Origin of the sequence: Streptomyces sp. NPDC005485 (genome assembly GCF_040606085.1) — a bacterium.
GTDB lineage: Bacteria > Actinomycetota > Actinomycetes > Streptomycetales > Streptomycetaceae > Streptomyces.
In genome coordinates, this window is sequence record NZ_JBEXDZ010000062.1 from 25,638 (window position 1) to 48,827 (window position 23,190).

A 23,190-nucleotide genomic window follows, 5' to 3' on the forward strand; every position below is an offset into this window, starting at 1 on the left:
CACCGGCTCCGCGTAAGAGGCAGGGACGACTACGGGGGTGGCCATGAGGCGGCTTGATGCCTGGAAGCAGGCAGCCATCCGGTTTGTGTGCGGACGGCGTTCCAAGTGGCTGATCGTGATCCTGTGGCTGGTGGTGCTCGTCGTCGCGGCACCGCTCGGCATGAAGCTGAACGACGCGCAGGACAACGACGCGCAGTCCTGGCTGCCGGGCTCCGCTGAATCCACCCAAGTCCTCGACATCTCCAACGAGTTCCGGCCCGAACAGATCCCCGCGGTCGTCGTGTACGCGCGCGCCGACGGGCTGACGACCAAGGACCGGCAGCAGATCGCCCAGGACGTCCAGCAGGTCAAGGCGCTGCACGACCACGGCATCCGCGGCGCGGAGACCCGCGGCCCGGTCTACGACCGCAAGGTGGCGCCGCGCGCGGCGCAGATCTACGTGCCCATCACGATGGACGCGCAGGGCTGGCAGCGCATCGCGCCCGCGGTCGACTCCATCCGCGACCAGGTCGGCAAGGGCGGCGGCGGGCTCGCCGTGCACATCACCGGTCCCGGCGGTACGTCCGCCGACTTCTCCAAGGCCTTCGAGGGCATCGACACCACGCTCCTGTTCTCCGCGATGACCGTCGTCATCGTGATGCTGCTGTTCACCTTCCGCAGCCCGACCCTGATCTTCGTCCCACTGCTCGGCGTGGTCGCCGCACTGTTCACCGCCCAGGCACTGATCTATCTCCTGGCGAAACACGCGGGCCTGACGGTCAACGGGCAGAGCGCGGGCATCCTCACCGTGCTCGTCTTCGGCGCGGGCACCGACTACGCGCTGCTGCTGGTCGCCCGCTACCGGGAGGAGCTGCGCCGCCACGAGGACCGGCACGAGGCGATGGCGCTCGCTCTGAACCGGGCCGGGCCCGCCGTGCTCGCCTCGGGAGCCACCGTCGTGCTGAGCATGCTGGTGCTCCTGGTCGCCGAGATGAACTCGACGCGAGGCCTGGGCCCGGTCGCCGCGATCGGCGTGGCGATCGCCCTGCTCGCCATGCTCACGCTCTTCCCCGCCCTGCTGCTGGTCTGCGGCCGCTGGATCTTCTGGCCGGCCATCCCGCACCTCGGCACCTCCGACCCGACCGAGCGGGGCGTGTGGGCGCGCATGGGCCGGCGTTTCGCGCGCCGCCCCCGGGTCGTCTGGGTCGCCACCGCGCTGGCGCTGGGGCTGCTGTCCCTCGGCCTCCTGCAGCTCCGCGCCGCGGGCATCGCCAACGCGGACGCGTTCACCGGCAGGCCGGACTCGATCGTCGGGCAGGAGGTCTCCGCACGCTATTTCCCGGCGGGCAGCGGCGATCCGCTGGTGATCGTGGCGAACAGGGCGCAGGGCGAACAGGTGGGCCGCGCGGTCGCGGCGGACCGCGGCGTCGTACCGACGAGCATCGGCGTGCCACCCGGCACCGCACCCGAGCACAACGGCCAGGTGCTGTTCGAGGCGACCATGCGCGACCCTGCCGACAGCGACGCCGCGAAGGCGACCGTCGAGCGGGTCCGCGACGCCGCGCACGCCGTACCCGATGCCGACGCGCGGGTGGGCGGTGGGACGGCGGCCCTGCTGGACATGGAGAACGCCCAGACCCACGACAACCTGCTGGTCATCCCGCTCGTCCTCGCGGTGGTCTTCCTCGTCCTGGGCATCCTGCTGCGCGCCCTGGTGGCTCCCCTGTTGCTGATCGGGACGGTCATGCTCTCCCTGGCCACCGCGCTGGGCCTGAGCGCCCTCGCCTTCCGTCACGTCTTCGACTACGCGGGCGAGGACGTCGCCTTCCCGCTGTTCGTCTTCGTGTTCCTGGTGGCACTGGGCATCGACTACAACATCTTCCTGACCACCCGGATCCATGAGGAGGCGGGCCGCCAGGGCACCCGTGCGGGCGTCGTGACGGGCCTGGCCGCGACCGGCGCGGTGATCACCTCCGCGGGCCTGGTGCTCGCGGGCACCTTCGCCGCCCTCGGCACCCTCCCGATGGTGGGCTTCGCGGAGATCGGCTTCGCGGTCGCCCTCGGCGTCCTGCTGGACACCTTCATCGTCCGCTCGGTCCTCGTCACCTCGCTCTTCCTCGACGTGGGCCCGAAGGTGTGGTGGCCGCACCGGCTGGCACACGAGGACGGCGGGAAGCCCGCGAGCTCCGCCGGGGCCCGTGACGAGCGGGTCAAGCCGTCCGGCGGATGAGGGCGAGATACATCGCGTCCGTCCCGTGCAGATGCGGCCACAGCTGTACGTCGGGGCCCTCGCCCAGGGCCGGTACGCCCGGCATGAGCGGGCGGGCGTCGATCAGTTCGGCGCTGCCGCCGTCGTAGTGCTTGAGGACGTCGTCGACGACCGCGCGGGTCTCGGCGAGGTGCGGCGAGCACGTCGCGTACCCGACGACGCCGCCGACCCGTACGGAGTCGAGCGCCGTGCGCAGCAGGTCGCGCTGGAGCGGCGCGAAGCCGTCCAGGTCCTCGGGACGGCGACGCCAGCGGGCCTCGGGGCGGCGGCGCAGCGCGCCCAGGCCCGTGCAGGGCACGTCCATGAGGACACGGTCGAAGGTGCCGGGCCGCCACGGCGGACGGGTGCCGTCGGCCGCGATCACCTGGTAGGGCCCGGGGTTCCCGGCGAGCGCCTTGGCCACCAGACCGGCCCGGTGGGGCTGCTTCTCGGAGGCCAGCAGCACCGCGCCGCGCTCGGCGGCGAGCCCCGCCAGCATGGCCGCCTTGCCGCCGGGTCCCGCGCAGCCGTCCAGCCACGCCTTGTCGGGCCCGTCGAGCGGAGCGTTGGCGAGCGCGATCGCGACGAGCTGGCTGCCCTCGTCCTGCACACCGGCACGGCCTTCGCGTACGGCCTCGATGGCGCCGGGCTCACCGCCCTCGCTCAGCCGCACGGCGTACGGCGACCAGCGGCCCGGCAGCGACGCCTCCTCGCCCAGCACGTCCAGGAGTTCACCGGCGGTGGAGCGGCCGGGCCGGGCGACGAGCGTCACCTCGGGCCGCTCGTTGTCCGCTTCGAGGAGGTCCTCGATCCCCGCACGCCCGCCCCCGAGGGAGTCCCAGAGCGCCGAGACGACCCAGCGCGGATGCGAGTGCACCACGGAGAGGTGGTCCTCGGGATCGTCCTCGTACGGCGGCGCGACCTGCTCGATCCAGGCGTCGAGATCCTGCTGCGCGACCTTCCGCAGCACAGCGTTGACGAACTTGGCCCGCCCGTCGCCCAGCACGACCCGGGCCAGCTCCACGGACGCGGACACGGCGGCGTGCGAGGGGATGCGGGTGCCCAGCAGCTGGTGCACGCCGAGGCTGAGCACGTCCAGCACGGGCGGGTCGACCTCACGCAGCGGCCGGTCGATGCACGCTTTGATGACGGCGTCGTAGGTGCCCTGGCGGCGCAGCGTCCCGTACACCAGCTCGGTCGCGAGCGCCGCGTCCCGTGTGTCGAACTTCTGCCCCTCCTTCTGGCGCTTCTCGCGCGCCTTCCGCAGCAGCGGGGGCAGGACGAGGTTCGCGTACGCGTCCCGCTCGTCCACGGCCCGCAGCGCCTCGAAGGCGAGGAAGCGGACCGGGTCCTTCTGGGGACGGCGGTAGGGCTTGCCGGGCTTGCGCGCCGGACGGGACTGCTCGCTCACGAAAAAGGTGCTCCGGATCCGGGATGACGTGTGCGTCCAGCGTACGGCGTGTGGGCCCGGCGACCACCTCTCGGTACCGACCGCTGCGCGGGTACCGCCACCGCCCCGTACTCAGCCGCGCGTTCCGCCTCTCGTCAGGTGCCGACCACGTCACCGGGGGCGATGCGGACGCCGCGGGCCCAGTCGGCGGCGCGCATCGGCTTCTTGCCCTGGGCCTGCACCCACAGCAGCTCCACGGCGTGCGACCCGGTCCCGACGTACACGTTGTTCTTGCCGACGGACAGCTCGCCCGGGGCGAGGTCCGTGCGGTCCTGCACCGCCACGACGTGGATCAGCTTGAGCCGCTCACCGCGGAAGAGGGTCCAGGCGCCGGGCGCCGGTGTGCAGCCGCGCACGACGCGGTCCACGCGCAGCGCCGGGGCGGACCAGTCGACGTGGGCGTCCTCGACGGAGATCTTCGGCGCGAGGCTGATGCCGTCGGCGGGCTGCGGCACGGCCTTGAGGCTCCCGTCCTCGATCCCGTCCATCGTCGCGGCCAGCAGACCGGACCCGGCGAACGCGAGCCGGGTGAGCAGATCGCCGCTGGTGTCGGTCGGCCGGATCTCCTCGGTGACCGTCCCGTAGACGGGCCCGGAGTCGAGACCCTCCTCGATGAGGAAGGTGGAGGCCCCAGTGATCTCGTCCCCCGCCATGATCGAGTGCTGCACGGGGGCGGCGCCACGCCAGGCGGGCAGCAGCGAGAAGTGCAGATTGACCCACCCGTGGGCGGGGATGTCGAGGGCGACCCGGGGCAGCAAGGCACCGTAGGCGACAACGGGGCAGCAGTCCGGCGCGATCTCCCGAAGCCGCGCGAGGAACTCCTCGTCCCGCGGCTTCACGGGCTTCAGCACCTCGATCCCGGCCTCCGCCGCCCGCTCGGCCACCGGGCTCGCCACCAGCCGCCGCCCCCGCCCGGCGGGCGCATCGGGCCGGGTGACCACGGCGGCCACCTCGTGGCGCCCGGAGGCGATCAGGGCGTCCAGAGCGGGAACGGCAACCTCGGGGGTACCTGCGAAGACAAGCTTCATGGGCGTCGACTGGCCTCTCGGGCGGGAATCGTGACACGCCCTGCGCGTAAGAGCGACGGGCAGCACCCCAGTCTATGGGGCGGGGGCGTCGAGGAACCGGTGGGCCTCGGGCCGCACGGGCGGTGCGGTGCGAAAACACCGGGGCCGGCCGAAGGCCGGGGCTCGAACACGCCTGCCCCGCCGGGGGCGTACGCAACGCCGCGCGCCCCGTGCATATGCCCTTACGCCCCTCCAGCGTGACCACTCACCCGGAAATGCGTTGGTCAAGAAAGAGTTGACCACAACGGGCCGCAATCGCGGCCCGATCCTTTTCAACGCCGGTTCGAGAGGCTTGTTCATGGCCGACCACGCAACCCACGACGCCCAGGCTCGGGCCAGCCTGCACTTGCTGGTGCGGGACATCGAGCGGGTCCGCCGGCAGGTGGACGCACTGCGCACGCTCACCGCCCAGTTGGGCAACGTCTACCGCCCGCGCCGCTCCGGCCCGTCCACGGGCTTCGTCGTCTACGGACGCGCCCCCGCCCCGACGGTCCGCCTCGCCCAGGAGCTGCGGGACAGTGTCGAGACCCTGGTCACGGCCGCCGTGGACTTCGACCGTTCACTGGGTTTCTCGTGGGACGCGGTGGGCTCCGCCCTCGGGGTGACCAAGCAGGCGGTGCACCGCCGTTACGGGGCGCGCCGGGCCGCCGCTCAGGCCGCCGCGGAGGCGGAGCGCGCTACGGAGCCGTTGGGCAGCCGTACGGTCGCCGTCAACACCGGCATTCCCGCGGTACCCACGGTTCCCGCGGCCCGCTCGATGCCGACCCAGCCGACGGCAGGCAGCCCGACGCTCCGCGAGGAGCCGAGGCCCACCGCTTTCCCTGGTCCCCGCAACGGCTGACCCGCCCTCTCGTCTGCCTCCCAGGGCCGCTGGGCCGACCCTGGAGGCAGACTCACCGGACCCACCCCTGCGCACCCGGCCCACGCACAAGGCCCCTCACCCGATGTCCGGCGGATCGATCCGAATCCGTACGGGCTCATCTCCCCCACGCGCCATCCGTGCCGCCTGAGCGGCCTTCAACGCGGCCGCCAGCGCGGCACCGCTGCCCGGCGGCACCCGGATGAGCGCCCGCTCCCAGTGCTCACCCGTGGGCGGCGCACCCGCCCGGCGCGGTCGCCCGGCATCCGTGACGGGCAGCGCCACGGGCCCCAACACCTCGGCATCGCCGGGCAGTTGGACCGCGGCGAGAAACCCGGCCAGAGCCTCCGGCGCCCCGGACACGGCCGCCATCCGCGATACCGGCGGAAACCCGAGCTCGGCCCGCTCGGCCAGTTCCCGTACCGCATGCCCGACCGGATCCCACCGCACCAGCGCCTGAACGGGCCGCAGCGTCGGCTCGGCGACGACGACCACGGTGCCGCCGGCCGCCTGGGGACGCACGAGCGCCGCGACCCCGATCCACCGCCGCAGCGCCTCCTCGCCGGCCCGCAGATCGGGCCGCCCGAGCATGGCCCAGCCGTCGAGCAGCAACGCGGCCGTGTATCCGCCCTCGGCAACGGGTTCGGCGCCCGGTGTACTCACCACGAGCGCGGGCACATCCGACACGGTGTCCAGCACCTGTTCACGCCCGGACGTCCGCACCGGGACGGCCGGAAACGCCCGCCCCAGCTCCTCGGCGGTCCGCCGCGCTCCCACGATCTGCGCCCGCAGCCGGAACCCGCCGCACTCCGGGCAGTGCCAGGCCGCCTCGTCCCGCCCGCACCACGCACACCGCAGCGCCTCGGCGTCGTGCGCCTCCAACGGCCCGGCGCAGTGCCGGCACCGGGCGGGCGCCCGGCACTGCGCACAGGCCATCCGCGGCACGTACCCACGCCGCGGCACCTGCACCAGCACCGGCCCGTGCCGCAGCCCCTCCCGTACGACCTGCCAGGCGAGCGAGGGCAGCCGCGCGGCCCTGGCGGCCTCGTCCCGCGCCAGATCCCCGTCCCCCACGGTCCGCACGAGCGGCGCGGCCGCCCGCACCTGCTCCCGCAGGGCGACCAGGGGCCGGGCCCAACCGCTCTCGACGAGCTGCGCCGCTTCGACGGTGCAGCTCCAACTCCCCAGCAGGAAGGCGCACTTGTCCTGGGCGGCGCGCAGCAGCAGCACATCCCTCGCATGCGGCTGCGGGGCGTGCGGCTCGCTGTGGCTGCCGTCGCCGTCGTCCCACAAGGCGACCAGCCCGAGGTCCTGAACGGGCGCGAACATCGCGGCCCGCGTCCCGACCACGGCCCGCACGGCGCCACGGCGCACCGCCAGCCACTCCCGATAGCGCTTCTCGGGCCCGGCGTCGGCGGTCAGCAGCGCATGCCGTCCCTCGCCCAGCACGGCGGTCAGCGCGGCGTCGACCCGTGCGGCGACCCGCCCATCGGGTACGACGACGAGCGCGCCCCTCCCGGAGGAAAGGGTCGCCGCAACAGCCCGAGCCAGCTCGTCACACCACTGGGGGCCGGGCAGGGCGTTCCACACCGCCCGCGGCGCGCCTCCGTCCGCCAGCGCTGCCAGGAAGGCGGCTCCCCGCTCGTAGCGAGCCCAGGACCCCGCCTCGGGCACGGCGGGCGCCGGGAGCGGTGCGGGCGAGGGCCGCTGCTCCGCCCGGGCGTTCCGCGGCGGCACGGCCAGCTGCAGCACATCGGCAAGGCTCCCGGCATACCGATCGGCGACGGCCCGGGCGAGACCCAGCAACTCCTGGCTCAACACCGGCTCGGGGGAAACGACCTGGGCAAGGGCGGCCAGCGGCCCCGGGTAGTCGGACTCGGCGAGCCGCTCCACCAGAAACCCGTCGATCAGCCCGCCGCCCTCACGCCGCCCCTCCCGCACCCGATGCCGCCCGGCCCCGAACCGCACCCGCACCCGCACCCCCGGCTGCGCGTCCGCGTCGAGCTCCTCGGGCACGGCGTAGTCGAAGTACCGATCAAGATGCAGCACGCCCTTGTCGACGAGAACCCGCGCGACCGGCAGTTGCTTCGCGAGCGCGGCCCCCCGCCACGTCCGCGGCTTCGCCCTCGGCTCCTTCGCCTTGCGCACGCTCTCCCGAATCAACGCAAGCTGCTCGGGCGGCGCACCTTCCGCCCCACCCTCACCCCGCCCATCCGCGCTGCTCACAGCAACATTCCTACCAGACCGCACTGACAGCGAAGCCCCCGCGAGGGCCGGCCGCCGACGGATCGAAGGCACGCCACGGCGCTGTGAAACACCGGGGCCCGGCGCCCCCGAAGGGAAGCCGGGCCTCGAAGTACCGTGCGGCTGAGCCCTACAGGCCCGCGGCCTTGCGCAGTGCCTCCACCCGGTCCGTCCGCTCCCAGGTGAAGTCCGGCAGCTCGCGGCCGAAGTGGCCGTACGCGGCGGTCTGGGAGTAGATCGGGCGGAGCAGGTCGAGGTCGCGGATGATGGCCGCCGGGCGGAGGTCGAAGACCTCGGAGATGGCGGTCTCGATCTTCTCCGCGTCGACCTTGGCCGTACCGAAGGTCTCGACGAACAGGCCGACGGGCTCGGCCTTGCCGATGGCGTAGGCGACCTGGACCTCGCAGCGGGAGGCGAGGCCCGCGGCGACGACGTTCTTGGCGACCCAGCGCATCGCGTACGCCGCGGAGCGGTCGACCTTGGACGGGTCCTTGCCGGAGAAGGCACCGCCGCCGTGGCGGGCCATGCCGCCGTACGTGTCGATGATGATCTTGCGGCCGGTCAGGCCGGCGTCACCCATCGGGCCGCCGATCTCGAAGCGGCCGGTCGGGTTGACCAGCAGGCGGTAGCCCTCGGTGTCCAGCTTGATGCCGTCCTCGACGAGCTGCCCCAGCACGTGCTCGACGACGAACTCGCGGATGTCGGGGGCGAGCAGCGACTCCAGGTCGATGTCGCTCGCGTGCTGCGAGGAGACCACCACCGTGTCGAGGCGGACCGCCTTGTCACCGTCGTACTCGATGGTGACCTGCGTCTTGCCGTCGGGGCGGAGGTAGGGGATCGTGCCGTTCTTGCGGACCTCGGAGAGGCGGCGCGCGAGGCGGTGCGCGAGGTGGATCGGGAGCGGCATCAGCTCCGGGGTCTCGTCCGTCGCGTACCCGAACATCAGGCCCTGGTCGCCGGCGCCCTGCTTGTCCAGCTCGTCCTCGTCGCCCTCGACACGCTTCTCGTACGCCGTGTCGACACCCTGCGCGATGTCCGGGGACTGCGAGCCGATGGAGACGGAGACGCCGCAGGACGCGCCGTCGAAGCCCTTCTTCGAGGAGTCGTAACCGATCTCGAGGATCTTGTCGCGCACGAGCTGTGCGATCGGCGCGTACGCCTTGGTGGTGACCTCACCGGCCACGTGCACCAGGCCGGTGGTGATCAACGTCTCCACGGCGACCCGGGACGTCGGGTCCTCACGCAGAAGCGCATCGAGAATGGTGTCGCTGATCTGGTCAGCGATCTTGTCGGGGTGACCCTCGGTCACGGACTCCGAGGTGAACAGGCGACGGGACACAACGCTCCCTGTGGTTGCAGCGGCTGCTGGCTGATCATTGGCGGACGAGACGGGAGCTGCGCCCGGCGTCGTCCGAGAACAGTTTATCGGTCACGCCCGCCGACAGGCTCACGTATGTCACCTCTCGGAACGCTGTGACCTGCGACACGCAGCATTCTGCCGAATCGCGATCGGTCTCCGCCAGGGGCGCCACGCCCGATTTCACGCGGTTGTGGCGCCGCGTGAGGCGGATGAGGCCTTCAGCGGAGGCGGGGCACGACCAGATCCCACACGGTGTCGGCCAGGGCTTCCTTGGGCCCGTACGGCACCGGGGTCTCGCTTCCGTCGGCGCCCAGCACCACTGCCTCGTTCTCCTCGGCACCGAAGGTCTTGCGCTCCCCCACCTCGTTCACCACGAGGAGATCGCAGCCCTTGCGCTCCAGTTTCGTACGGCCGTTGGCGAGGACGTCGTCCGTCTCGGCGGCGAATCCGACGACGACCTGGCCCTCCCGGGCCCGGTCCGCCGAGATCTCGGCGAGGACGTCCGGATTGCGGACCAGGACGATCGGCTCCGGCTCCTGACCGTCCTTCTTCTTGATCTTTCCGGCCGCGTACGTCGTCGGGCGGAAGTCCGCCACCGCCGCCGCCATCACCACGGCGTCGGCGTCCGGGGCCGCCTTCAGGACCGCCTCGCGCAGCTGCACGGCCGTCCCGACCTGGACGACGTCCACACCGGCCGGGTCCGGCAGCCCGGTGTTCGCCGCGATCAGGGTGACCCGGGCGCCGCGCGCAGCCGCCGTACGGGCGAGGGCGTAGCCCTGCTTGCCGGAGGAGCGGTTGCCGAGGAAGCGGACCGGGTCGAGCGGCTCGCGGGTGCCGCCGGCGCTGACGACGACGTGCCGGCCGACGAGGTCCGGCTCGGCGGCGCCGCGCGCGAGCACCCGGCGGCAGACCTCGAAGATCTCCCCCGGATCGGGCAGCCGGCCCTTGCCCGTGTCGACGCCGGTCAGGCGGCCGACGGCGGGCTCGATGACGACGGCACCGCGGCGGCGCAGCGTCGCCACGTTCTCCTGGGTGGCCGGGTGCTCCCACATCTCGGTGTGCATGGCGGGAGCGAAGACCACCGGACAGCGAGCGGTGAGCAAGGTGTTGGTGAGCAGGTCGTCGGCGAGGCCGTGCGCGGCCTTGGCGAGCATGTCGGCGGTGGCCGGGGCCACGACCACCAGGTCGGCGTGCTGGCCGATGCGGACGTGCGGGACCTCGTGCACGTCGTCCCAGACCTCGGTGGAGACGGGGTTGCCGGAGAGCGCGGACCAGGTGGCGGCGCCGACGAAGTGCAGTGCGGAGTCCGTCGGCACCACGCGGACGTCGTGACCCGACTCCGTCAGTCTGCGCAGCAGCTCGCACGCCTTGTACGCGGCGATGCCACCGCTGACTCCCAGCACGACCTTCGGCTTGCCCACCGGGCCTCCCCACACTCGTAGAAGCTACGACTCCATGACACACCACAGGCCCGGCAGTCGCGCTGCCGGGCCTGTCATGACGTGAACGAACGACTACTGCGCGGGGCCCTCGACGGCCTCGGACGTCAGCAGACCCGCGTTGATCTCGCGCAGGGCGATCGAGAGCGGCTTCTCGTGGACGTGGGTGTCGACGAGCGGACCGACGTACTCGAGGAGGCCCTCGCCGAGCTGCGAGTAGTACGCGTTGATCTGACGGGCGCGCTTGGCGGCGTAGATCACGAGGCTGTACTTCGAGTCGGTGGCCTCGAGGAGCTCGTCGATCGGAGGGTTGATGATGCCCTCGGGAGCGGTGATGGAAGAGGACACGCTCTGCCTTCCGAAAGGTGGGATGAGATCGAAAACGATCACACAACTGCCATCAAGGCTAGCAGCTCGCGCGCTACGTCCTCGACGGAGGTGTTGACCAGGGTGGTGTCGAACTCGGGTTCGGCCGCCAGCTCGACCTTGGCCGCGTCCAGGCGGCGCTCGATCACCTCGGGCGGTTCGGTGCCCCGCCCGGTGAGCCTGCGCACCAGCTCGTCCCAGGAGGGCGGAGCCAGGAACACGAGCTGGGCCTCGGGCATGGAGTCGCGGACCAGCCTCGCGCCCTGGAGGTCGATCTCCAGGAGCACCGGCTCACCGCGCTCCAGCCGCTCCAGCACGGCCGCGCGCGGCGTCCCGTAACGGTTGCCGGCGAATTCGGCCCACTCCAGCAGCTCGCCGTTGGCGATCAGCTTGTCCATCTCCTCGTCACTGACGAAGAAGTAGTGGACTCCGTGCTTCTCACCGGGGCGAGGCTTGCGGGTCGTCGCCGACACCGAGAGCCAGACCTCGGGGTGTTCCTTGCGCATATGAGCGACGACCGTGCTCTTGCCGACCCCTGAGGGGCCGGAGAGCACGGTCAGCCGCGGACGTTCACTCATGCAGCGATTATTCCAGCAAATACCGGATGCCCAGGACTCAGGCGCCGGTGCTGCCGAACTCACGCTCCAAGGAGGCGATCTGGTTCGAACCGAGGCCGCGTACACGACGGCTCTCGGAGATACCCAGTCGCTCCATGATCTGCTTGGCGCGGACCTTGCCCACGCCCGGCAGGGACTCCAGGAGAGCGGAGACCTTCATCTTGCCGATGACGTCGTTCTCCTGACCCTGCTTGATGACCTCGTGAAGGGAGGCGCCGGAGTGCTTGAGTCGATTCTTGACCTCGGCCCGCTCCCGGCGAGCCGCGGCGGCCTTTTCGAGCGCGGCTGCGCGCTGTTCAGGGGTAAGGGGCGGAAGAGCCACGCCTACGTCACCTCGGATGTCGAACTTGTCGGATACGGACCGGTGAGGAACCTAGTCGCCCCACACCTGGGGAGCCACGAGCAACACACGCTTGCCCGTTCTCCCCCACTGCGTTAAGGGCGTGGGAGGCGCCCCCACTCGACGGAGACTAGCGGGCAAGTGCGCCAGAGTCAGCGAGAACAGCGGAAAAGTCCTGGTCAGCCTCCCTGGAGCCGGACATTTCTGACATACTGCCCCGGATTTGAGGATGTATTCAGACTCAAGCCACTTCGGAGGCACTCATCGGAGGACTCTCGAACAGCTCCCGAACGACCGCCAAGGGGTTCGGACGGTCTCCGTGGAGGTCTCAGGCGGCCGCCACGGCGGTCCTGACCTCCTCCGCGAAGCGGTCCGCGGACGCACGCAGCGCGACGACGTCGGGTCCGTGCCGCAGGACACCTCGGCTCACGTTCGGCACGACGTTGCGCACCGCCGCGCCGAAGACCCCCGGGAGATCGGCCGGCGTGGCGCCCTGCGCGCCGATGCCGGGCGCGAGGAGCGGGCCGTTGATGTCCAGGTCGTAGGAGGACAGGTCGCCGAGCGTGGCACCGACGACCGCGCCGAAGGACCCCAGGGGCGTCTCTCCCGCGTTTTCGGCGGCGAGGTGGCCCAGCATGGTCGCCCCGACGTTGCGGCCGTCCGTGCGCAGCGCGTGCTGCACCTCGCCGCCCTCCGGGTTGGAGGTCAGCGCCAGCACGAACAGGCCCGCGCCGCTCTCGCGCGCCAGGTCCACGGCGGGCTTCAGCGAGCCGTAGCCGAGGTACGGCGACACGGTGAGCGCGTCCGAGAACAGCGGCGCGTCCTTGTGCAGGAAGGTCTCCGCGTACGCGGCCATGGTCGAGCCGATGTCGCCGCGCTTGGCGTCCATGACGACCAGGGCCCCGGCCGCCCGCGCCTCCTCGACCGACTTCTCCAGGACGGCGATGCCCCGCGATCCGAAGCGCTCGAAGAACGCGCTCTGCGGCTTGAGGACGGCGACCCGGTCGGCCATGGCCTCGACGACCGTGCGGCTGAAGCGTTCCAGGCCCGCGATGTCGTCGTTCAGGCCCCAGGCGGCGAGCAGGGAGGCGTGCGGGTCGATGCCGACGCACAGGGGCCCGCGCTCGTCCATGGAGCGGCGCAGCCGGGCGCCGAAGGATTCCAGAACACTCATGACGTCGGCTTCCTCACATCGGCGCCGACCGCGTCGGCGAGGGTGGCGTACGGGCTCGTGCGCAGGCGCGCGGCAAGACCCTTGTGAAGGGCGCGGGCCCAGAAGGGGCCCTCGTAGATGAAGGCGCTGTAGCCCTGCACCAGCGTGGCGCCGGCGAGGATGCGCTGCCAGGCGTCCTCGGCGTTCTCGATGCCGCCGACGCCCACCAGGGTGATCCGGTCGCCCACGCGCGCGTAGAGGCGGCGCAGGACCTCCAGGGAGCGGGATTTCAGCGGCGCGCCGGAGAGGCCGCCGGTCTCCTTGACCAGCGAGGGCGCGGACTTCAGGCCGAGCCCCTCGCGCGCGATGGTGGTGTTCGTGGCGATGATCCCGTCCAGGCCGAGTTCGACGGCGAGGTCGGCGACCGCGTCGATGTCCTCGTCGGCGAGGTCGGGCGCGATCTTGACCAGGAGCGGGACACGGCGGTCGGTGACGGCACGGTCGGCTGCCTCGCGAACAGCGCTCAGCAGCGGGCGCAGCGCCTCGGTGGCCTGGAGATTGCGCAGGCCGGGTGTGTTGGGCGAGCTGACGTTGACCACGAGGTAGTCGGCGTGCCGGGCCAGGCGCTCGGTCGACTTCACGTAGTCGCCGACGGCCTCGTCCTCGGGGACGACCTTGGTCTTGCCGATGTTGACGCCCACGACGGTCGTGAAGACCGCCTCACGAGCCGCCAGGCGGGCCGCCACGGCCTCCGAACCCTCGTTGTTGAATCCCATGCGGTTGATCAGCGCGCGGTCCGCCACGAGGCGGAACAGGCGCTTCTTGGGGTTGCCGGGCTGCGGCTCGCCCGTGACGGTGCCGATCTCGATGTGGTCGAAGCCCAGCATCGACATCCCGTCGATCGCCACGGCGTTCTTGTCGAACCCGGCCGCGAGCCCGAACGGGCCGTGCATCCGCAGCCCGAAGGCCTCGGTGCGCAGCTCCTTGTGGCGCGGCGCGAGCGCGGCGGCGACGAACGTCCGCAGCACGGGGACGCGGGCGGCGAGCCGGATCCAGCGGAAGGCGAGGTGGTGCGCCCGCTCCGGGTCCATCCGCTTGAAGACGACGTTGAAGAAGAGCTTGTACATGATCAATGTCCTCAAAGAAGCCGTATGAAAAGAGGCCTCATGAAGAGGGGGACACCGTTTCCGGTGTCCCCCTCAGGGCTGCTAGTCGCGGGCCGCGATCAGATGCTCGGCGTGTTCCTGCAGTGAGCGCACGCCCACGTCGCCGCGGTTGAGCGCGTCGATGCCCTGGACGGCGGCGGCGAGCGCCTGGACCGTGGTCAGGCACGGCACGGACCGCGCGACGGCCGCCGTGCGGATCTCGTAGCCGTCGAGGCGGCCACCCGTGCCGTACGGCGTGTTGACGATGAGGTCGACATCGCCGTCGTGGATGAGCTGGACGATGGTCTTCTCGCCGTTCGGCCCCTCACCCTCGCTCTGCTTGCGCACGACCGTGGCGTTGATGCCGTTGCGCTTGAGCACCTCGGCCGTGCCGGACGTGGCGAGCAGCTCGAACCCGTGGGCGACCAGTTCGCGCGCCGGGAAGATCATCGAGCGCTTGTCACGGTTGGCGACCGAGATGAAGGCGCGGCCCTTGGTCGGCAGCGGCCCGTACGCCCCCGCCTGCGACTTGGCGTACGCCGTGCCGAACACGGAGTCGATGCCCATGACCTCGCCGGTGGAGCGCATCTCCGGACCGAGGACGGTGTCGACGCCGCGCCCGTGGATGTCGCGGAAGCGCGACCACGGCATGACGGCCTCCTTGACGGAGATCGGCGCGTCGAGCGGCAGGGTGCCGCCGTCGCCGTTCGCCGGGAGCAGGCCCTCGGCGCGCAGTTCTGCGATGGTCGTTCCGAGCGAGATGCGGGCGGCGGCCTTCGCCAGCGGCACCGCGGTCGCCTTCGAGGTGAAGGGGACGGTGCGCGAGGCACGCGGGTTGGCTTCGAGGACGTACAGGATGTCCCCGGCCAGCGCGAACTGGATGTTGATCAGTCCGCGGACGCCGACGCCGCGGGCGATGGCCTCCGTGGAGGCCCGCAGCCGCTTGATGTCGAACCCGCCGAGGGTGATCGGCGGCAGCGCGCACGCCGAGTCGCCGGAGTGGATGCCGGCCTCCTCGATGTGCTCCATGACGCCGCCGAGGAAGAGCTCCTCGCCGTCGTAGAGGGCGTCGACGTCGATCTCGATGGCGTCGTCGAGGAAACGGTCGACCAGGACCGGCCGGGAGGGGCTGATCTCGGTCGACTCGGCGATGTACGACTCCAGACGGGACTCGTCGTACACGATCTCCATGCCGCGGCCGCCGAGGACGTACGACGGCCGGACGAGGACCGGGTAGCCGATCTCGTCGGCGATGGCCTTGGCGCCCGCGAAGGTGGTCGCGGTGCCGTGCTTGGGGGCCGGGAGACCCGCCTCCGCGAGCACCTGTCCGAAGGCGCCCCGGTCCTCGGCGGCGTGGATCGCCTCGGGAGACGTGCCCACGACCGGTACGCCGTTGTCCTTGAGCGCCTGCGACAGGCCCAGCGGGGTCTGGCCGCCGAGCTGGACGACCACGCCCGCGACGGGGCCGGCCAGCGTCTCCGCGTGGACGATCTCGAGCACGTCCTCCAGCGTGAGCGGCTCGAAGTACAGGCGGTCGGAGGTGTCGTAGTCCGTGGAGACGGTCTCCGGGTTGCAGTTGACCATCACGGTCTCGTAGCCCGCGTCGCTCAACGCGAAGGAGGCGTGGACGCAGGAGTAGTCGAACTCGATGCCCTGGCCGATGCGGTTCGGGCCGGAACCCAGGATGATCACCGCGGGCTTCTCGCGCGGGGCGACCTCGGTCTCCTCGTCGTAGGACGAGTAGAAGTACGGCGTCTTCGCCGCGAACTCCGCGGCGCAGGTGTCGACCGTCTTGTAGACCGGGCGGATGCCCAGCGCGTGCCGGACCTCGCGCACGACGTCCTCGCGCAGTCCGCGGATGTCGGCGATCTGGACGTCGGAGAAGCCGTGCCGCTTGGCCTCCTCAAGGAGTTCGACATCCAGCCGCTCTGCCGCGGCGAGCTCGTCCGCGATCTCCTTGATCAGGAACAGCTGGTCGACGAACCACGGGTCGATCTTCGTCGCCTCGAAGACCTCCTCGGGCGTGGCGCCCGCGCGGATGGCCTGCATGACGGAGTTGATGCGCCCGTCGGTCGGCCGGACGGCCTCTTCGAGGAGCTGCTTCTTGTCGCCGGGCTCGCCGACGAAAGTGAACTGGCTGCCCTTCTTCTCCAGGGAGCGCAGCGCCTTCTGCAGCGCCTCGGTGAAGTTGCGGCCGATCGCCATGGCCTCGCCGACCGACTTCATGGTCGTGGTCAGCGTGGAGTCGGCGGAGGGGAACTTCTCGAAGGCGAAGCGCGGGGCCTTCACGACCACGTAGTCGAGGGTCGGCTCGAACGACGCCGGGGTCTTCTCCGTGATGTCGTTCGGGATCTCGTCGAGGGTGTAGCCGACGGCGAGCTTGGCGGCGATCTTGGCGATCGGGAAACCGGTTGCCTTCGAGGCGAGAGCCGAGGAACGCGACACGCGCGGGTTCATCTCGATGACGATGACGCGGCCGTCTTCGGGGTTGATCGCGAACTGGATGTTGCAGCCACCGGTGTCGACGCCGACCTCGCGGATGATCGCGATGCCGATGTCACGCAGCCGCTGGTACTCGCGGTCGGTCAGCGTCATCGAGGGCGCGACGGTGATGGAGTCGCCGGTGTGGACGCCCATCGGGTCGAAGTTCTCGATGGAGCAGACGACCACGACGTTGTCGTTCTTGTCGCGCATCAGCTCCAGCTCGTACTCCTTCCAGCCGAGGATGGACTCCTCCAGGAGCACCTCGGTGGTCGGGGAGAGCGTGAGCCCCTGTCCGGCGATGCGGCGCAGTTCCTCCTCGTCGTGCGCGAAGCCGGAACCGGCGCCGCCCATGGTGAAGGAGGGGCGGACGACGACGGGGTACCCGCCGAGCGTCTCGACGCCCCCGAGGACGTCGTCCATGGAGTGGCAGATGACCGAGCGGGCGGACTCGCCGTGGCCGATCTTCGCGCGGACGGCCTCGACGACGCCCTTGAAGAGGTCGCGGTCCTCGCCCTTGTTGATCGCCTCGACGTTGGCGCCGATCAGCTCGACGCCGTACTTCTCCAGTACACCCTGTTCGTGCATGGAGATGGCGGTGTTGAGCGCGGTCTGACCGCCCAGGGTGGGCAGCAGCGCGTCGGGGCGCTCCTTGGCGATGATCTTCTCGACGAACTCCGGGGTGATCGGCTCGACGTAGGTCGCGTCGGCGATCTCCGGGTCGGTCATGATCGTCGCCGGGTTGGAGTTGACCAGGATGACCCTGAGTCCCTCGGCGCGCAGGATGCGGCAGGCCTGGGTTCCGGAGTAGTCGAACTCGGCGGCCTGGCCGATGACGATCGGGCCGGAGCCGATGACCAGGACGGACTGGATATCGGTGCGCTTAGGCACGCTGGCCCTCCATCGGGACGGTGCTCATCAAAGACGTGAAGCGGTCGAACAGGTAGGCGGCGTCGTGCGGGCCCGCTGCCGCCTCGGGGTGGTACTGGACGCTGAAGGCCGGCTGGTCGAGGAGCTGGAGGCCCTCGACGACCTGGTCGTTCAGACAGACGTGCGAGACCTCGGCGCGGCCGTAGGGGGTCTCGGACACCTTGTCGAGCGGGGCGTCGACGGCGAAGCCGTGGTTGTGCGCGGTGACCTCGACCTTGCCGGTCGTACGGTCCTGCACCGGCTGGTTGATGCCGCGGTGGCCGTACTTCAGCTTGTAGGTGCCGAAGCCCAGGGCGCGACCGAGGATCTGGTTGCCGAAGCAGATGCCGAAGAGCGGGGTCCTGCGCTCCAGCACCCCCCGCATGACCGAGACGGCGTGGTCGGCGGTGGCCGGGTCGCCGGGACCGTTGGAGAAGAACACGCCGTCCGGGTTGACGGCGTAGATGTCCTCGACGGTCGCCGTGGCGGGCAGCACATGCACCTCGATGCCGCGCTCGGCCATCCGGTGCGGGGTCATGCCCTTGATGCCCAGGTCGACGGCCGCGACGGTGAACTTCTTCTCGCCGATCGCGGGGACGACGTACGTCTCCTTGGTGGCGACCTCGGCGGCGAGGTTCGCGCCCTTCATCTCGGGCGCCTGGCGCACCTCGGCGAGCATGGTGCCCTCGTCGGGCAGCGCGTTGCCGGAGAAGATGCCGACGCGCATGGCGCCGCGCTCGCGCAGGTGGCGGGTGAGGGCGCGGGTGTCGATGCCGGAGATCCCGACGACGCCCTGCTTGGCCAGCTCCTCGTCGAGGGAGCGGCGCGAGCGCCAGTTGGAGGGCACGCGCGCGGGGTCGCGTACGACGTATCCGGCGACCCAGATGCGCTGCGACTCGGGGTCCTCGTCGTTGACGCCGGTGTTGCCGACGTGCGGTGCGGTCATCACGACGACCTGGCGGTGGTACGACGGGTCGGTGAGGGTCTCCTGGTAGCCGGTCATGCCGGTGGAGAACACCGCTTCGCCGAAGGTCACCCCCACGGCCCCGTAGGCGCGGCCGCGGAAGGTCCGGCCGTCCTCCAGGACGAGTACGGCGGGAGTCTTCACGGCTCCCCTGGTGGAGGTCGTCATCATGCGCCTTCCGTCGTGTTGACCTTGTTGATCATGCTGTTCAGGGTGTCGACCCATTCGTTGTGCTCGGCCGCCCGGTCGGAGCGGAACCCGGAGTCGATCAGCTTGTCGCCGTGCTCCCAGGTGACGACCAGCAGGCCGCCCTCGCTGAGAACCTTCCCGGCGATGCCCTTGCCGAGCAGGGCCTCGCGCAGTGCCTCGGCCGGGATGAAGAAGTCGCTCGCCCCGGGGCGTACGACGTCCAGACCCGCGTCCGTCAGCGTGAGCTCGGCCCGGCTGCGGGTGCCCAGGCCGTGCGCCACGATGCGGTCGAGCCACTGCCCGGCGGTGGTGGAGCCGTGGTAGCGGCCGCTCATCGTCAGTTTCGCCGCACCGGGCTCGGACGGCATTCCAGACAGCGGCGGCTTGCCGCCTCCGTTGAGGGTGGTGGTGGGCGACGGGCGGGCGGGCAGCTCGGGCAGGTCGCTCTGGAGCGTGCCCCGCCACTTCCAGCCCTCGCGCATCAGCCAGTAGACGAGCGCGATGAACAGAGCGAGGCCGACCAGCCAACCGATGCGCGCCGACCAGTCCGTCACCTCCGCCGACTTCTGTTCCGCGGCGAGGTACGTCAGATGCAGTGATGTCACGCGAGCTTCCCGTCGACGAGCGTGGCCTTGCCCCGCAGCCACGTGTGCGTGACACGGCCCGGCAGCTCACGGCCCTCGTAGGGGGTGTTGCGGCTGCGCGAGGCGAAGCCCGCGGGGTCCACGGCCCCACGGTATGCCGTGTCGACCAGCACGAGGTTGGCGGGCTCACCAACCGAGACGGGGCGGCCGTGGCCCGTGGCTCCGCCGATCCGCGCGGGCTTGACGGACATCCGGTCGGCGACACCGGCCCAGTCGAGCAGGCCGGTCTCGACCATCGTCTGCTGGACGACGGACAGCGCGGTTTCGAGGCCCACCATGCCCATGGCGGCGGCGGCCCACTCGCAGTCCTTGTCCTCGTGCGGGTGCGGGGCGTGGTCGGTGGCGACGATGTCGATGGTGCCGTCGGCGAGCGCCTCGCGCAGGGCCATGACGTCGCGCTCGGTGCGCAGCGGCGGGTTGACCTTGTAGACCGGGTTGTAGGAGCGCACCAGCTCGTCGGTGAGCAGGAGGTGGTGCGGGGTGACCTCGGCCGTCACGTCGATGCCGCGGGACTTGGCCCAGCGCACGATCTCGACGGATCCGGCGGTCGAGAGGTGACAGATGTGGACGCGGGAGCCGACGTGCTCGGCGAGCAGAACGTCCCGGGCGATGATCGATTCCTCGGCCACCGCGGGCCAGCCGCCGAGTCCCAGTTCGGCGGAGACGACGCCCTCGTTCATCTGGGCGCCCTCCGTCAGCCGCGGCTCCTGCGCGTGCTGGGCGACGACGCCGCCGAAGGCCTTCACGTACTCCAGCGCCCTGCGCATGATCACGGCGTCGTCCACGCACTTGCCGTCGTCCGAGAAGACCGTGACGCCGGCCGCCGACTCGTGCATGGCGCCCAGCTCGGCGAGCTTCCTGCCCTCCAGGCCGACGGTGACGGCGCCGATGGGCTGTACGTCGCAGTAGCCGTGCTCCTGGCCGAGCCGGTAGACCTGCTCGACCACGCCGGCGGTGTCGGCGACGGGGAAGGTGTTGGCCATGGCGAACACGGCGGTGTAGCCACCGCTCGCGGCGGCGCGCGTGCCGGTCAGCACGGTCTCGGAGTCCTCGCGCCCCGGCTCGCGCAGGTGCGTGTGCAGGTCGACGAGGCCCGGGAGGAGCACCTTGCCGTCGGCCTCGACGACCTCGGCGCCCTCGGCGGACAGCCCGGCGCCCACCTCGGCGATCGTGCCGCCGTCGATCAGGACGTCCTGCGGCTCGCCGCCGAGCACCTTCGCACCACGGATAAGGATCTTGCTCATGTTCTTACTTCTCCTCGGTACGGGTGTGGGTGACGGCGGGCTCGTTGCCACCGAGCAGCAGGTACAGGACGGCCATCCGGATCGAGACGCCGTTGGCGACCTGCTCGACGACGGTGCAGCGATCCGAGTCGGCGACCTCGGCGGTGATCTCCATGCCGCGCACCATCGGGCCGGGGTGCATCACGATGGCGTGCTCGGGCATCTTCGCCATGCGGTCGCCGTCCAGGCCGTAGCGCCGCGAGTACTCGCGCTCGGTCGGGAAGAACGCCGCGTTCATCCGCTCGCGCTGCACGCGCAGCATCATCACCGCGTCGGACTTGGAGAGCGTGCTGTCGAGGTCGTAGGAGATCTCGCAGGGCCAGGACTCGACGCCGACGGGCACCAGGGTCGGCGGGGCGACGAGCGTGACCTGCGCGCCGAGGGTGTGCAGCAGGTCGACGTTGGAGCGGGCGACGCGGCTGTGCAGGACGTCGCCGACGATCGTGATGCGCTTGCCGTCGAGGTCCTGGCCGATCCCGGCGTCCCGGCCGACGAGGCGGCGGCGCATGGTGAAGGCGTCGAGCAGGGCCTGCGTGGGGTGCTGGTGGGTGCCGTCGCCCGCGTTGATGACGGCGGCGTCGATCCAGTCGGAGGTGGCGAGCCGGTACGGGGCTCCGGAGGCGCCGTGCCGGATGACGACGGCGTCGACGCCCATGGCTTCGAGGGTCTGGGCGGTGTCCTTCAGGGACTCGCCCTTCGACACCGAGGAGCCCTTGGCGGTGAAGTTGATGACGTCCGCGGAGAGGCGCTTCTCGGCGGCTTCGAAGGAGATCCGGGTGCGAGTGGAGTCCTCGAAGAAGAGGTTGACGACGGTGCGGCCGCGCAGGGTCGGCAGCTTCTTGATCGGCCGGTCGGCGACCCGGGCCATTTCCTCGGCGGTGTCGAGGATGAGGACGGCGTCGTCGCGGGTGAGGTCGGCGGCCGAGATGAGATGACGCTGCATCTGTCAGGCTCCGTAAGGCAGTTCAGGGAGGTTTCGGGCATACGGGCGCGCAGGGGCGTACGGCGGAGACGTACGCCTTCGGGTGGTTACTGCTCGCCCGGGGAGGTCCGCTTCGCACCGAGCAGCACGGTGTCGCGACCGTCCTCCTCGGCGAGCTGGACCTTGACCGTCTCCCGCAACGACGTGGGGAGGTTCTTGCCGACGTAGTCGGCGCGGATGGGCAGTTCGCGGTGGCCCCGGTCGACGAGGACCGCGAGCTGCACGGCGCGCGGGCGTCCGATGTCGTTGAGCGCGTCGAGCGCGGCGCGGATGGTGCGGCCCGAGAAGAGCACGTCGTCGACGAGGACGACCAGCCGGCCGTCGATGCCGTCACCGGGGATCTCGGTGCGGGCCAGCGCACGCGGCGGGTGCATGCGCAGGTCGTCGCGGTACATGGTGATGTCGAGGGAGCCGACCGGGATCTTGCGGTCGGTGATCTCTTCGAGCTTGTCGGCCAGCCTGCGGGCCAGGAAGACGCCTCGGGTCGGAATGCCGAGGAGCACCACGTCGTCGGCGCCCTTGGCGCGCTCGACGATCTCGTGGGCGATGCGGGTCAGCACCCGCGCGATGTCGGGGCCTTCGAGAACGGGCCGCGCATCGGCTTCGTACTGCTGCTTGTCCTGCTCTGAGTCCATAAAAAACGGACCTCCTTCTCCGCCTCACGGGACGGATCATTAAAGGACGTCGGAATTGCGCCATCCACGGTACCAGCCCGACAACGTCCCTGATCACCCGCCTGGTCCCAGGGCACGCGCGACTCCCACGGAAGGGTCGGTCCGGACCATTCGGCTTGACGGGGAAGAGTAACGCTGCGTAACCTCACAGTGAGTTACCAGCCACGCGGCTGTGCCGCAAATGTTCCAGTGTCCGGGGAGCTATATGTCCAGCGAATACGCCAAACAGCTCGGGGCCAAGCTCCGGGCCATCCGCACCCAGCAGGGCCTTTCCCTCCACGGCGTCGAGGAGAAGTCCCAGGGACGCTGGAAGGCGGTCGTGGTCGGTTCGTACGAGCGCGGCGACCGCGCCGTCACCGTACAGCGACTTGCCGAGCTGGCGGATTTCTATGGGGTTCCCGTACAGGAACTGCTGCCGGGCACCACGCCGGGCGGGGCCGCCGAGCCGCCGCCGAAGCTGGTCCTGGACCTTGAGCGGCTGGCCCATGTGCCGGCCGAGAAGGCAGGCCCCCTCCAGCGCTACGCGGCGACGATCCAGTCCCAGCGCGGTGACTACAACGGCAAGGTGCTGTCGATCCGCCAGGACGACCTGCGCACACTCGCGGTCATCTACGACCAGTCGCCCTCGGTCCTCACCGAGCAGCTGATCAGCTGGGGCGTGCTGGACGCGGATGCGCGCCGCGCCGTCTCGCACGACGAGGGCTGACCCAGGGGCCGGCTCAGCAACTAGGTATGCGCGGCCACCGTCAGCAGCAACGAAGCCTTCGAAAGCCAGACAGACCAGATCTTGTATGCGA

Annotated in this window: 19 protein-coding genes; 3 read left to right on the forward strand and 16 right to left on the reverse strand. The window is 70.9% G+C overall.

Translation table 11 applies throughout. The features are described 5' to 3' along the window. Positions 1–43 precede the first annotated feature (43 nt). Complete coding sequence (locus tag ABZS97_RS21725) at positions 44–2,209, forward strand: MMPL family transporter (RefSeq protein WP_356139935.1); 2,166 nt, start codon at positions 44–46, stop codon at positions 2,207–2,209. On the opposite strand, the gene ABZS97_RS21730 is transcribed toward ABZS97_RS21725, so the two are convergent. Together ABZS97_RS21730 and fmt are read right to left on the reverse strand one after the other, a co-directional pair. Continuing rightward, entirely contained in the window at positions 2,190–3,638 is a 1,449-nt protein-coding gene (locus tag ABZS97_RS21730) for a transcription antitermination factor NusB (RefSeq protein ID WP_356139936.1), read from the reverse strand. The two genes, ABZS97_RS21725 and ABZS97_RS21730, sit on opposite strands and share 20 nt — an antisense overlap. A 134-nt stretch (positions 3,639–3,772) precedes the next feature. After that, positions 3,773–4,705: a methionyl-tRNA formyltransferase gene (gene fmt, locus ABZS97_RS21735; RefSeq protein ID WP_356139937.1), complete on the reverse strand. Its 933-nt coding sequence runs from the start codon at positions 4,703–4,705 to the stop codon at positions 3,773–3,775. A 337-nt stretch (positions 4,706–5,042) separates the two neighbouring features. Between fmt and ABZS97_RS21740 the strand changes: the two genes are divergently transcribed. Beyond that, positions 5,043–5,585, forward strand: a complete 543-nt coding sequence (locus tag ABZS97_RS21740) for a hypothetical protein (protein ID WP_356139938.1) — start codon at positions 5,043–5,045, stop codon at positions 5,583–5,585. 96 nt (positions 5,586–5,681) lie between these two features. Here ABZS97_RS21740 and ABZS97_RS21745 read toward each other — a convergent pair whose 3' ends face one another. The 14 genes from ABZS97_RS21745 to pyrR form a co-directional block, all read right to left on the reverse strand. Next, a complete protein-coding gene (locus ABZS97_RS21745) occupies positions 5,682–7,829 on the reverse strand; it encodes a primosomal protein N' (protein WP_356139939.1) in 2,148 nt (715 codons plus the stop codon). Between the two features lie 148 nt (positions 7,830–7,977). Then, positions 7,978–9,186: a methionine adenosyltransferase gene (gene metK, locus ABZS97_RS21750; RefSeq protein WP_356139940.1), complete on the reverse strand. Its 1,209-nt coding sequence runs from the start codon at positions 9,184–9,186 to the stop codon at positions 7,978–7,980. Positions 9,187–9,425: 239 nt separating this feature from the next. Then, a complete protein-coding gene (coaBC, locus tag ABZS97_RS21755; protein ID WP_356139941.1) occupies positions 9,426–10,628 on the reverse strand; it encodes a bifunctional phosphopantothenoylcysteine decarboxylase/phosphopantothenate--cysteine ligase CoaBC in 1,203 nt (400 codons plus the stop codon). Positions 10,629–10,721: 93 nt separating this feature from the next. Next, the gene (rpoZ, locus tag ABZS97_RS21760; RefSeq protein WP_003982715.1) at positions 10,722–10,994 is read right to left on the reverse strand and encodes a DNA-directed RNA polymerase subunit omega; all 273 of its coding nucleotides are present in this window, start codon (positions 10,992–10,994) and stop codon (positions 10,722–10,724) included. Between the two features lie 38 nt (positions 10,995–11,032). After that, the gene (gene gmk / locus ABZS97_RS21765; RefSeq protein WP_356139942.1) at positions 11,033–11,590 is read right to left on the reverse strand and encodes a guanylate kinase; all 558 of its coding nucleotides are present in this window, start codon (positions 11,588–11,590) and stop codon (positions 11,033–11,035) included. A 37-nt stretch (positions 11,591–11,627) separates the two neighbouring features. Further along, a complete protein-coding gene (locus ABZS97_RS21770) occupies positions 11,628–11,951 on the reverse strand; it encodes an integration host factor (protein ID WP_026246651.1) in 324 nt (107 codons plus the stop codon). A 346-nt stretch (positions 11,952–12,297) separates the two neighbouring features. Then, positions 12,298–13,143 (reverse strand): orotidine-5'-phosphate decarboxylase, encoded by an 846-nt coding sequence (pyrF, locus tag ABZS97_RS21775; RefSeq protein ID WP_356139943.1) that lies wholly within the window; start codon positions 13,141–13,143, stop codon positions 12,298–12,300. Beyond that, positions 13,140–14,249: a quinone-dependent dihydroorotate dehydrogenase gene (locus tag ABZS97_RS21780; RefSeq protein WP_356139944.1), complete on the reverse strand. Its 1,110-nt coding sequence runs from the start codon at positions 14,247–14,249 to the stop codon at positions 13,140–13,142. Before ABZS97_RS21780 ends, pyrF begins: the two co-directional genes overlap by 4 nt. Positions 14,250–14,330: 81 nt before the next feature. After that, positions 14,331–17,639 (reverse strand): carbamoyl-phosphate synthase large subunit, encoded by a 3,309-nt coding sequence (gene carB / locus ABZS97_RS21785; protein WP_356139945.1) that lies wholly within the window; start codon positions 17,637–17,639, stop codon positions 14,331–14,333. Further along, positions 17,632–18,789, reverse strand: coding sequence for a glutamine-hydrolyzing carbamoyl-phosphate synthase small subunit (carA, locus tag ABZS97_RS21790; RefSeq protein WP_356139951.1), 1,158 nt, complete (start codon positions 18,787–18,789; stop codon positions 17,632–17,634). Before carA ends, carB begins: the two co-directional genes overlap by 8 nt. After that, positions 18,789–19,415, reverse strand: coding sequence for a hypothetical protein (locus ABZS97_RS21795; RefSeq protein WP_356139946.1), 627 nt, complete (start codon positions 19,413–19,415; stop codon positions 18,789–18,791). The genes carA and ABZS97_RS21795 overlap by 1 nt, the downstream gene beginning before the upstream one ends. Continuing rightward, complete coding sequence (locus ABZS97_RS21800) at positions 19,412–20,698, reverse strand: dihydroorotase (protein ID WP_356139947.1); 1,287 nt, start codon at positions 20,696–20,698, stop codon at positions 19,412–19,414. Before ABZS97_RS21800 ends, ABZS97_RS21795 begins: the two co-directional genes overlap by 4 nt. Positions 20,699–20,702: 4 nt before the next feature. Then, a complete protein-coding gene (locus ABZS97_RS21805; RefSeq protein WP_356139948.1) occupies positions 20,703–21,680 on the reverse strand; it encodes an aspartate carbamoyltransferase catalytic subunit in 978 nt (325 codons plus the stop codon). Between the two features lie 86 nt (positions 21,681–21,766). Continuing rightward, on the reverse strand, positions 21,767–22,354 hold the full coding sequence (pyrR, locus tag ABZS97_RS21810; RefSeq protein WP_356139949.1) for a bifunctional pyr operon transcriptional regulator/uracil phosphoribosyltransferase PyrR: 588 nt from the start codon (positions 22,352–22,354) through the stop codon (positions 21,767–21,769). A gap of 244 nt (positions 22,355–22,598) precedes the next feature. Between pyrR and bldD the strand changes: the two genes are divergently transcribed. Then, positions 22,599–23,099, forward strand: coding sequence for a transcriptional regulator BldD (bldD, locus tag ABZS97_RS21815; RefSeq protein WP_067366005.1), 501 nt, complete (start codon positions 22,599–22,601; stop codon positions 23,097–23,099). Positions 23,100–23,190 lie beyond the last annotated feature (91 nt).

What these genes read in the sequence shown, in the direction of transcription:
- ABZS97_RS21725 (WP_356139935.1), top strand. Translation starts at nt 44, where the DNA reads ATGAGGCGGCTTGATGCCTGGAAGCAGGCAGCCATCCGGTTTGTGTGC.
- fmt (WP_356139937.1), bottom strand. Translation starts at nt 4,705, where the DNA reads ATGAAGCTTGTCTTCGCAGGTACCCCCGAGGTTGCCGTTCCCGCTCTG.
- ABZS97_RS21740 (WP_356139938.1), top strand. Translation starts at nt 5,043, where the DNA reads ATGGCCGACCACGCAACCCACGACGCCCAGGCTCGGGCCAGCCTGCAC.
- gmk (WP_356139942.1), bottom strand. Translation starts at nt 11,590, where the DNA reads ATGAGTGAACGTCCGCGGCTGACCGTGCTCTCCGGCCCCTCAGGGGTC.
- pyrF (WP_356139943.1), bottom strand. Translation starts at nt 13,143, where the DNA reads ATGAGTGTTCTGGAATCCTTCGGCGCCCGGCTGCGCCGCTCCATGGAC.
- ABZS97_RS21780 (WP_356139944.1), bottom strand. Translation starts at nt 14,249, where the DNA reads ATGTACAAGCTCTTCTTCAACGTCGTCTTCAAGCGGATGGACCCGGAG.
- carA (WP_356139951.1), bottom strand. Translation starts at nt 18,789, where the DNA reads ATGACGACCTCCACCAGGGGAGCCGTGAAGACTCCCGCCGTACTCGTC.
- ABZS97_RS21800 (WP_356139947.1), bottom strand. Translation starts at nt 20,698, where the DNA reads ATGAGCAAGATCCTTATCCGTGGTGCGAAGGTGCTCGGCGGCGAGCCG.
- ABZS97_RS21805 (WP_356139948.1), bottom strand. Translation starts at nt 21,680, where the DNA reads ATGCAGCGTCATCTCATCTCGGCCGCCGACCTCACCCGCGACGACGCC.
- pyrR (WP_356139949.1), bottom strand. Translation starts at nt 22,354, where the DNA reads ATGGACTCAGAGCAGGACAAGCAGCAGTACGAAGCCGATGCGCGGCCC.
- bldD (WP_067366005.1), top strand. Translation starts at nt 22,599, where the DNA reads ATGTCCAGCGAATACGCCAAACAGCTCGGGGCCAAGCTCCGGGCCATC.